At 36.7% G+C, this 11191-nt stretch carries 9 protein-coding genes and 1 riboswitch; of the genes, 1 reads left to right on the top strand and 8 read right to left on the bottom strand.

Going from position 1 to position 11191, the window contains the following annotated elements:
* From rlmH to HCB45_RS12925, 8 genes are all read right to left on the bottom strand, one after another.
* On the bottom strand, nt 1-466 hold a 466-nt coding region (gene rlmH, locus HCB45_RS12960; RefSeq protein ID WP_185620183.1), incomplete at its 3' end, for a 23S rRNA (pseudouridine(1915)-N(3))-methyltransferase RlmH.
* 686 nt (nt 467-1152) lie between these two features.
* A complete protein-coding gene (gene htrA, locus HCB45_RS12955; RefSeq protein ID WP_185620181.1) occupies nt 1153-2652 on the bottom strand; it encodes a serine protease HtrA in 1500 nt (499 codons plus the stop codon).
* Nucleotides 2653-2749: 97 nt separating this feature from the next.
* Nucleotides 2750-3580 carry an MBL fold metallo-hydrolase gene (locus tag HCB45_RS12950; protein WP_185317850.1) on the bottom strand — a complete coding sequence of 277 codons (831 nt, stop codon included), beginning with the start codon at nt 3578-3580 and terminating at the stop codon, nt 2750-2752.
* A 118-nt stretch (nt 3581-3698) separates the two neighbouring features.
* Complete coding sequence (locus tag HCB45_RS12945; protein WP_185317849.1) at nt 3699-4538, bottom strand: two-component system regulatory protein YycI; 840 nt, start codon at nt 4536-4538, stop codon at nt 3699-3701.
* 2 nt (nt 4539-4540) lie between these two features.
* Nucleotides 4541-5863, bottom strand: a complete 1323-nt coding sequence (gene yycH / locus HCB45_RS12940; RefSeq protein WP_185620179.1) for a two-component system activity regulator YycH — start codon at nt 5861-5863, stop codon at nt 4541-4543.
* Nucleotides 5860-7692 carry a cell wall metabolism sensor histidine kinase WalK gene (gene walK, locus HCB45_RS12935; protein ID WP_003770200.1) on the bottom strand — a complete coding sequence of 611 codons (1833 nt, stop codon included), beginning with the start codon at nt 7690-7692 and terminating at the stop codon, nt 5860-5862. Before walK ends, yycH begins: the two co-directional genes overlap by 4 nt.
* Nucleotides 7693-7875: 183 nt before the next feature.
* Complete coding sequence (gene yycF / locus HCB45_RS12930) at nt 7876-8589, bottom strand: response regulator YycF (RefSeq protein ID WP_003724221.1); 714 nt, start codon at nt 8587-8589, stop codon at nt 7876-7878.
* A 196-nt stretch (nt 8590-8785) separates the two neighbouring features.
* Nucleotides 8786-9979, bottom strand: coding sequence for a pyridoxal phosphate-dependent aminotransferase (locus tag HCB45_RS12925; protein ID WP_185620177.1), 1194 nt, complete (start codon nt 9977-9979; stop codon nt 8786-8788).
* A gap of 152 nt (nt 9980-10131) precedes the next feature.
* Nucleotides 10132-10249, top strand: a riboswitch (SAM riboswitch).
* A gap of 109 nt (nt 10250-10358) precedes the next feature.
* On the opposite strand from HCB45_RS12925, the gene HCB45_RS12920 reads away from it, so the two are divergent.
* Nucleotides 10359-11180 (top strand): MetQ/NlpA family ABC transporter substrate-binding protein, encoded by an 822-nt coding sequence (locus HCB45_RS12920; RefSeq protein ID WP_185620175.1) that lies wholly within the window; start codon nt 10359-10361, stop codon nt 11178-11180.
* Nucleotides 11181-11191 lie beyond the last annotated feature (11 nt).

Raw genomic sequence — 11191 nt, 5'->3', positions numbered from 1 at the left:
GCTCCCCCCGAACAATCCGAAACGCCCGGTAAACCTGCTCCACCAGCACCAACCTCATCAACTGGTGTGGCAGCGTTAACCTCCCAAATGAAATCCGCTCATTACTCCGCTTCAACACCGCATCACTAAGCCCCAGCGATCCACCAATCACAAACGTCACCTTACTCTTACCATAAGTCGCCAGTTTATCCAAATCCGCCGCAAATTCCTCACTCGACTTCATTTTCCCATCAATCGCCAGTGCAATCACATGGGCATCATCCGGAATTTTCGCTAAAATCCGCGCACCTTCTTTATCTTTCACTTGTTTCATTTCCGCATCACTCAAGACTTCTGGCGCCTTTTCATCTGGGACTTCGACAATTGACACTTTAGCATATGCGCTCAGTCGCTTTAAATATTCAGCAATCCCCTGTACTAGATACTTTTCTTTTAATTTTCCGACTGTCACAATTTGGATATTCATTTACGTCACCCTCATCTTTATTAATACTTTTATCATACCTCAAAGAAGCCCCGCAACACTAGCCAAAATGAAAAAAAGAAATTCCCCCCTAAAAAACTTACTCCACAGGTTATCCCGCCCTTATACACAACTTATCCACAAAAACTATCCACATATCCACAAGCCGATTCTCTATTTTGTGTCCGAACGTATATTCCATACAATATATATGATACCTCATTTTCACTATCCACAGCTTATCCACAAGAAAAAATTCTTGTTTTTTTGTATCGAAAGTACATTTTGAAAACACGCTAACCAACTGTGCCACAATCACTCTCATCGATTTCTATTTTTGATAAAGTTGTTTTCGCTTTCACATTTTCGTCGTATTATTCTTTCAATTGTGGATAAATGGCTTTCTATCCACATTTTTGCTTTTTGACCTATATTTTTGCAAAAAATGTGTTTTTTTCAAAAATAAATCTGAGTTTATTGATTTAATTATCAAAATTGTTCTTTTCCACAAGATATTCACTGCTTACACACAGGTTATCCACAGAAGTTATCCACATATCCACAATAACTTCCTATATTTAGTAGCCGAATTCTTGTTCTCTACCATATCTATATCTGAAAAAAATCACTATCCACAAGTTTTCCACAGAAAAAAACCACCCTCTTTTTTAAGAGGATGGTTTTCGTTATCATGTCGTTGTTTTTGCTGCTTCTAATTTAATATCTGTTGATTGCTCTTTACCGTCACGGTAGTATTTCACTTTAACTTTATCGCCAATTTTCACATCGTTACCATATAATATTTTGCGAAGTGTCATGGAGTTAGTTACTTTTTCACCGTTTAGTTCCACAATAACATCATATTGTTTTAGTCCTGCTTTGTCTGCTGCTGAGCCAGATACTACTTGTTGTACCATTGCACCATAATCTACGCTATCTGGTAATTTCAAGATATTTTTTTGTTGTGTTTCTGGAATAGTATCAACATCACGTAAGGAAACGCCTAGAGAAGGACGCTCTACTTCGCCTTTAGTTTCAAGTTGTTCGATGATTGGCTCTACAGTGTTACTTGGAATCGCAAAGCTAATACCTTCTACATTTTCCATTGAAATTTTCATTGAGTTAATACCAATTACTTGGCCTTCAATATTTACTAGTGCTCCACCACTGTTACCAGGGTTAATTGCTGCATCTGTTTGGATAACATCTGCCTCCCAGTCTTCTGTTCCGTCGCCATTTGTATCAACTGGCACTGCACGGTTTAAACCGGAAATAATACCTTGTGTTACAGAACCAGAAAATTCAGTTCCAAGTGGACTACCAATCGCGATTGCGGGTTCTCCAAGTTTTAATGAATCAGAGTCGCCAAATGCAGCAACTGTGCTAACATTTTTATCATCAATTTCAAGGACAGCTAAATCATTCCATTCATCTGTTCCTAATAATTTAGCTTCTGATTTTTTACCATTTGTAAAGGTAACTTCTAATTTATTCGCATCAGCTACCACGTGATTATTCGTCACGATATAGGCTTTTCCATTTGCTTTTTTATAAATAACACCTGATCCTGAGGAAGCTTCTTGCTCAGAAGTTGTTGTACCGTCTAAAGATGAAGATGACTGGTAATTCAGTACACTAACTACAGCATCTTGTACTTTATCAACCGCTTTAGTTATATCAGAGGTAGTATTTACAGAAACTTTTTCTACTTTGGTTGCTTTATTATTTGAGTTAGAAGTTGTATCTGAGTTATCGCCGTTATCCCATGCAACGAAGAAAATAATAAGCCCGCCAATAATAACGCCAATAAGTGCTGTTAAAAAGTATCCCAAGAAGTGTTTGTTACGTTTCGGAGGCTGGCCGTTCCCGCTACTGCCGCCATTATTCACTCTGTTCGGTGGAACTACACCACCACCTGCCCCACTAGGACGCCTTGGTCCTGGAGCTGGTCTTGCTGGCTCTGATTCTTTACTACTTGCTTCTTCAAAAAATGCATTGGTAGAACTTGCCTCAGCAGCCTCTTCTGTTGCCCCGGCAAACTTTTCTCCTTCTGGTGTCACGCCTTCAACTATAGGAGTTTCTTGGACTGGTTGCGAGCTATCTTTTGTATGTAAAGTCTCCTCGACCTCTCTTTTTGGCGTGCTCTCGTTCTCGCTGTTTTCATTTAAATTTTTTTCTTTCTCGTCCATGTCTTCCTTCCTCTCTGCAAATTTCGCATTTATATACTTCCATAGTAAACCGCAAATATGAAAAAACAATGAAAAAGCTTTAAAAAAATGGTGAAACTTAAATAGTGAAGATAGATGTAGCGTTATCAGGGTCCGTATCAAAAATTTCTAGCTTACCACCAACATCAATACCCTCTGAAATAAGCGTTTGTGTTACACTCATCCGCGCTAGTTCTTTCATATTGTTATCTTTACTAAGGTGTCCTAAATAAATTCGTTTCGTTTGGTCTGTAATTACTTCGCTCATTGCTATTGCAGCATCTTCATTGCTTACGTGCCCTTCATCGCCAAGAATTCTTCGTTTAACATTCCATGGATATCGTCCCATTCGAAGCATCTCTACATCATGATTGCTTTCAAATAGATATGCATCCGCTCCTGCAATATGCCCTTTCATTCTATCGCTAACGTATCCTGTGTCGGTTATCATTACAAATTTTTTATTCCCCTTATGAAATATGTAAAACATCGGCTCAATCGCATCATGAGATACACCAAAGGATTCTACTTGTAAGCTACCAAAAGATTTCACTGTTTCCATGTCAAATTGAAACTTCTGTTCAGAAGAAACTTCACCAATCATATTATCCATTGCTTTCCATGTTTTTGCATTAGCATAAATAGGGAGTTTGTATTTACGAGCAAGCACACCTAGACCTTTAATGTGATCTGAGTGCTCATGTGTAATTAAAATCGCATCTAAATCGTTCATATCTCGCCCAACTTGCGCGAATAAACCTTCCATTTTTTTACCGCTTAAACCACAATCAATGAGAATTTTTTGGTCACCAGTTTCTACCAGTGTTGCATTTCCTGAACTTCCACTAGCTAATATACTAAATCGGATTTGATCCGTGTCTTTTTCAGTTAGAATTTTATTTGCGAACATTTTTTATCCCCCTAAAGGCTTATATATCTTTCATTGTAACGCTAATTAAGTAAAATTGCATGCTCTATCGTTTGAAAAAGCCAACCTAAATTTCATTGTATTTAGGTTGACTCTGATTTTATTTGGATTTTTGACGGCTGGATAATTCCGTGTTTGGTTCGGTCGTTGTTTTATTTTCGGATTGATTAATAACTTGTTCATCTTTCGCATTTACAAGGACATAACTGGTCTCACCGGAATGCTTGACTTCAAAACACCAAACTGGAAAGTAGACATTCCCTGAAGGTAATTGAACGGTCGTATAGTATCCGAAAGTCGCAGAAACAACGTCACTATCTTGCTTTAACTCCCCGTGCTGGTAAACAGCTTCTAACGCATCAGCGGATGACATTAAGTTTGTTTTGTCTTTTAAATCATCTTGTTTTGACATCCACGTTTGCTCGTAAGAAATTACCCGATCATCTTTGTCTAAATAAAAGATAATTTGGCCAGCTTCATCAAAAAGAACCATATTATTATTAATTAGTTGGTTAAAAGTGAGTGTTCGCGCATCTTTATCATAGTTCCAAAACTCATAAGACTCTCCGCGGTACACATCTGATTCCATAAATTTTTGAAAATCAGGATTATTGCCTTTTTTGCCGGCTTTTATAGGCGTTTGTAGAACAGAATATATTTGTTTATTGTTGTCTTTAAGTGTGATTGCTTGTCCTGTCAAATCACTCACATCTTTTGTTGTAAAAGCTGCTTGTTCAGTAGTAAAGATAGCTCCATTTGTAGGCTTATTTGATAAATCAGGATGAGAAATATTATCTGCTTTTAATCGTTCTTCTAAAGTTTCATTCCCTAGTGTATCTGGATCATCGGACAATTGCTTATTAAAGAATATCACTGCTAAAAAGATATTTAAAATAAGGAGAGTCACAATAAAAATCATTTGTGTTTTACGCCAATCCATTTTTATTCACCCACCTTTTTTGCTTCTGGCTGGAAGATGAACCACTTATCATGATATTTATATAACCAAGTCGGTTCTAATGTAACAATGCGGTTCATACCAGATGATTCATTTCTTGTCATATAGTAGCCAGGAACAATATCTTCTATTTCTTCTGCTTTCACATTAGGGTTTTCAACCAAGGCACTATAGACAGAATATGATGATTCTATTGTTACTTCTTTTTTCTCACCAGGAACATCTGTATCTAATCGGAAAAACGGACGGATATATTTATATACTGCTTCAAGGCCTTCAGTAACAGAGATGTCAGCCATTCCGTTTTCATTATAAACTTGTAAATTATCTATAAATAAACTAAAATTGGTCGTTGCACTTTCAGCAGCATAACCTGTGAAATAGTAAGCACCATCACCAGTCCATCCCGCATGATCATTTACAAAATTAAAACTATCTTGAATTAAGCCAGCACGTTTGATGTTATTTAAATCTTCTGGGTTAATTCGTTCTTGAGAAGGATTAACATACTCTAAAACTTTATTTTCTGTATCCATCTCAATAACGCTCGATCCATCCGTATAGGTATTTCCTTCACTTTTAACTGTACCTGAATCTTGAAATAGCGCAGAGGTGAATAGATTAATCTCAAGCGAATCTGTAATGTATTTTTTTCGGTTAAGCTTTGTTTTTTCGGAACTTAAGAATAGATTTCGTTTGTTGGAAATAACTTTGTCGTTTTGTGTAAGTTTGCTTTCGTTCTTTTTAATAATTTTTTCGATTTTATCAATATCTTTATTTTGTAAGGAACTTTGGTAAATATTTTCTTGATCATCATTGGCAAAATAAACCGAATGAAGTCCAGTGTCCGTATTATTTATATCAAATACAATACGATTAAAGAACGCTGATTCTAGTCCTTCTCCTTCCACTTGGAAATTTTGAGAAAAAATTGAAAATGGAATATTGTTAGGAAAAATAATCTCGATAGTACCATTTTTATGGATTAATTTCTCGTATTCCTCATTACTTTTTTTATTAGCAAGAACTACTTCTGAGAAACTAAATGCTTTTCCTTGCGCCATTAGCTCATTTAACAAATTTTCGTCTAAACTCTGATAGTTAATTTCATTTGCATTAACAGCTAGTTTATATGGTTTAAATACTTGTGATGTTGTCATCGTTTTATCAATGGTTGTTTTTTCAACTTCTTTAACGTTAATCGCTTCGTAATCAGGTTGTCCTTTCCAAATAAAGTAGCTTAAAACGATACTGAGTACGACTAGAACTGTTAACAAAAATGAGCGAAATCCTGTTTTTTTCATCATTCCCAATCATCCTCCGGTAAATCACTGTATGGCAGGGTGAATTTAATTATCGTACCTTTGGACTTGTTACGTTCTGCCCAAATGCGGCCTCCATGAGCTTCGATAACTTCTCTTGCTATCGCTAGTCCTAACCCTGTTCCTCCCATTTCCCGCGAGCGAGCTTTATCCACTCGGAAAAAGCGGTCGAATACATTTGCCAAATCTTCATCTGGTACGCCTAACCCCTCGTCAGCTATACTAACTTCAATTTCATCTTCAAATTTTTTCAAGTAGAAAGAGATTCGGCCCCCGTCCGGCGAATATTTGTTGGCATTCGAAATAATGTTATCTAATACTTGCATTACTTTATCTTCATCAATTTCGATAATAACCGGTTCTTTTGGAATGTGGCGTTTAAACATAATTGTTTCTTTTTTCATCATTTCAAAACGATCAATAATATGGTTGAAAAAGTCTGTAAAATTCACGAAACTTTTTTCCAATTGTTCTCTTCCGCCATCCATCCTAGAAAGTTTAAGCAGGTCATTTACCAGTCGAATCATTCGTTCTGTTTCGTTTTGAGTTACTTCAAGGAAACGTGGCGCGATTTCTTTATCTTCCCATGCCCCATCACTTAGAGCCTCTAAGTAACTATGCATACTTGTAAGTGGCGTTCTTAATTCATGCGACACATTAGAAACGAAATCGCGACGTTCTTGATCGACTTTTTCTTGATCGGTAATATCGTGTAATACCGCAATAACACCATTATTAAATCCAGTTTCTCTTTGAATAACGGAAAAATTAGCGCGCAGTACGTATGGTTTGTCAAGCGTACTACGATCCATCGTTAATGAACCATCGACTTCCATTAAATCTTCAAATTGGTAAGTATCACCAATATCTAGTACATCAATAATTGATCGGCCATTGGCACTCTCATGCTTCACGCGTAGCATTTTTTCAGCTGGAGTGTTAATGAGAATAACTTTTCCACGACGATCTGTCGCAATTACTCCATCAGTCATATAGGCAAGTACGGAGGAAAGTTTGCGTCTTTCTCCTTCTGTCATGGCCTGTGCTTCTTGAACTCGTTTTGTTAGCGTATTAAAAGAATCTGCGAGTTCGCCAATTTCATCCACACCGTAAACCTTAACTTTACGGCTGTAGTTTCCACGAGCCATTGCGTAGGCTTGACGTTTCATTTCAATAATTGGCTTTGTAATCGTTCTGGATAGTAAAATTCCAAGTACCGCTGTAATTATCATGGCGATTAAAGTACCCGTAATGAAAATGTTAGTAATATCGTCAACTTGTTTATATACACTTTCAATATCGGCGACAAGATAAATAGCCCCTATCACTTGTCCTTTATTTTTGATGGAGGATACGTTCACCCAGACACGGTTATTTTTATTTGATTCGTCTTTATAAATTTTATCCTCAGATGTAGTTCCGAGTGATAAGGTTCGTTTAACAAGGGGATCGTTACTTTTTTGCCCAACGATGCCTTGATTATCTAAATTAGAAGTCCCGAGAATTTTACCTTTATCATCTACTATTCTTACTTCTATTATGTTGCTGCTTGCACGCGAATAGTCGACCAAAAGCTCACGAATATCATTTTGTAATTTCACTGAGTTATCGCTATTTTTTATGATTTCTTCTCTAGCATTATAATCCAGCAATGTGATGCTATTCGTGATTGAATCTTGGAAATTCTTTTCCAATTGCCCTTCCAGCTCACGTACAAAATACGCGCCGATTACTTGCATCGCTACAATAATTAATAGCAAATACATAATAACTAACTTAAATTGTACAGACTGAAAAAATCTCATTTTATGCATAAGTCTTTCTACTCCTATTCGGGGTAATATATTTAAATTAGTATACCATATGTTGCAGGGTAGACGTATTGTTTTTCCTGTTATTTGGGTCCATTTATTTATAAAAATATTTGTTAAGTATGCGGATGTACCCAAAAAAAGTGGCCATCCAAGTTTTTTGCTTGGCGACCACTTCCTGTTTATTTATTCTTGTTCTGGATTGCGTAAATAATAACCAACACCGCGTCTTGTAACTAGCCACGCTGGATGACTTGGATTATCTTCAATTTTTTCACGTAGACGTCGAACCGTAACATCCACAGTACGAACATCACCGAAGTAGTCATAGCCCCAAACTGTTTGAAGTAAATGTTCTCTTGTCATCACTTGTCCCATATGTTTTGCTAAGTAATGAAGCAATTCGAATTCACGGTGCGTAAGTTCAATCGTTTCTCCACGTTTTGAGGCAACATATGCATCCGGATGAATAATCAAGGAACCAATTTCTAATTCGCTGTTTTCTTCTTCCTCGGCTGCATTTGAACTTACTTGGCTATGGCGACGTAAATTAGCTTTCACACGAGCGATTAATTCGCGGTTACTAAATGGTTTTGTAACATAATCATCGGCACCAAGTTCAAGTCCAATCACTTTATCAATTTCGGAATCTTTTGCAGTTACCATAATTATTGGCATATCATACTTCTTACGTACTTCACGACACACCTCAATACCATCACGACCTGGAAGCATAATGTCCAGTAAAATCAAATCTGGCTGAACTTCTTCTACAAGTTCTAACGCTTCATCGCCATCATAGGCGCAATATACATCAAAGCCTTCTTTATTTAGATTAAACTTAACTATATCCGCAATCGGTTTTTCGTCATCTACTACAAGAATTTTCTTTTCTGCCATTTTTTTACAGTCCTCTCATTCCTGGATTTCGCCGGCTTTAACCGGGACAGATATTTTTTATTTAATGCAAAAAACTCACTAAATACTTTAGATTCCGGCCTGTCTTCATTAACAACATGCTACGAATAGACTTACTAATCAATTATAACACATACCATTAATTATCTGAATTATTACAAGCTATTTTCTCTTAAAATCACATAATCTCTTGGTTTTGCGCCACTTTATCAAATAAATGTAGCTTGGAAATTCGCGCCACTGCCTCTTCTAATCGTTTTTCATCCATTAAAAGTCCAACGCGTACATACCCCTCACCGAAAGTCCCGAAACCACTTCCGTCAGCAACAGCTACACTAACTTCATTTAATAAATAATCCGCGAATTCACTACTTGTAAACTCTTTTGGCACGGGCATCCATGCAAAAAAAGAGCCCGCTGGAGCAATTGCTTCCCAACCAATTTTATCACAAGCAGCTATAAATGCATTTCTACGGCTTTCATAACGAGCATTTAATTCTTGTACACAAGTTTGATCGCCTGTGAGAGCCTCAATTGCAGCATCTTGAATACCTGGGAATAAACTTACATACATATGATCTTGAATGAGGTTGATTGCTTCGACAACGTCTTTATTCCCGACAGCAAATCCTACGCGCCAGCCAGCCATATTATATGTTTTCGAAAGCGTATAAAGTTCGATTCCAACCTCTTTTGCCCCTGGAGTTTCTAAAAAACTAATCGGCTTCTTCCCATCAAAACCAATACCGCCATAAGCAAAATCATGTGCAATCGTGATATTGTTTTCTTTAGCGAAAGCAACTGTTTCTTCAAAAAAGTGAGTTGTAGCAACCGCGCCAGTGGGGTTGTTCGGATAATTTAAATACATCAACTCTGCTTTTTTCGCAACATCTTCAGGAATTTCACTAAAATCAGGTAAAAAATTATTTTCAGCAATAAGTGGCATTGTTTCGAATTGAACTTCTCCTAAAACTGCTCCTGATAAATAATCTGGGTAGCCCGAGTCCGGTAAAAGCATTACGTCACCTGGATCCATTAAACACATTGGCAGTTCAACAAGGCCTGTTTTCGTTCCAAATAATATGGCTACTTCTGTATTTGGATCAACAGTTACATTATATTCACGCGCATAAAAATCGGCCGCAGCTTGTTTAAGCTCCTGTTTTCCACGAAACAACGAATATTTGTGGTTCATTGGATTTTCTGAAGCTGTTTTCAGTGCTTCCACAATATGTTTGGGTGTTGGCTGGTCTGGATTTCCTTGACCTAGATTAATCACGTCATGACCTTCTGCCACCTTTTTTCCAACTTTTTCTACAAGGCTAGAAAAAAACTGATCTGGTAAATTTTGCAAGCGTTTGGAAATTTTCATTTTACACCCGTCCTTTTCAAGTTTCATTGATTAAAATAGTAAAGTTTTCTGAAGTATTTGTCCAGTATGATTTTTTTAAAACTTAAAAAAGCATTGACAAATTAGGGTAATATGCGTATATTTTTAACTAACAGGTTTTTCTAAAATATTTTCTCTTATCGAGAGCGGCAGAGGGACTGGCCCGATGAAGCCCGGCAACCTAACTTTATTTAAGCGTAAAGTGAAGGTGCTAATTCCAGCAAAACATTTTTTCGTTTTGGTAGATAAGAGGAGCTGGATATGTTCGACTTTCCACTTCTCTATTCTAAATAGAGAAGTTTTTTATTGCTTTCATGAATAAATCTGGATAAATAATCAACATACTGGGGAGGAAAAAAAGATGAAAAAATTAACAAAGGGGTTAGGAATTTTACTTGCATCAAGCCTTATTTTAGGATTAGCAGCATGTGGAGGAGGAAGTGACGACAAGGCCTTAAGCACAGAAAAAATTACAATTGGAACAACTGCAGGACCTCACCAACAAATTGCTGAAGAAGTTCAAAAATTAGCGAAAAAAGACGGTCTTGAAATCAAAATCAAAACATTTGATGATTATAACACGCCAAATACAGCTTTAAATGATGGTGATTTGGATGCGAATAACTACCAAACAATTCCATTTTTAGAACAACAAAAGAAAGATAAAGGCTACAAATTAGATGTTGCTTTTAAAACAGTAGCTTTCCCAATGGGTATTTACTCTAACGATATTAAAGACTTAAAAAACCTTAAAAAAGGCGACAAAATTGCCGTTCCAAATGATCCAAGTAACGAATACCGTGGTTTAAAACTATTTGAAGATGCTGGCATTATTAAATTAAAAGATGGCGTGGAAGAAAAAGCAACAAAAAAAGATATTGCTGAAAACCCGCTTGACCTTGAAATCGTTGAACTTGAAGCTTCTCAAATCCCTGCACAATTAGATGAGGTTGCAGCCGCAGCTATCAACACTAACTTTGCAATGGGGGCTGGACTTTCTATTAATAAAGATGCTATTTATCACGAACCTACAAAAGACAATCCATATCCAAATGTTTTCGTCGTTCGTAGTGCCAATAAAGATGATGAGGTCGTAAAAACATTAGAAAAATATTACCATTCAGATGAAGTAAAAGCATTTATTGAAAAAGAATTTAATGGGTCTGTAGTACCTGCATTCTAGGGAGTTGTTTT

The organism is Listeria farberi (genome assembly GCF_014229245.1).
Lineage (GTDB): Bacteria > Bacillota > Bacilli > Lactobacillales > Listeriaceae > Listeria > Listeria farberi.
This window is presented reverse-complemented; position numbering and strand designations above follow the sequence as displayed.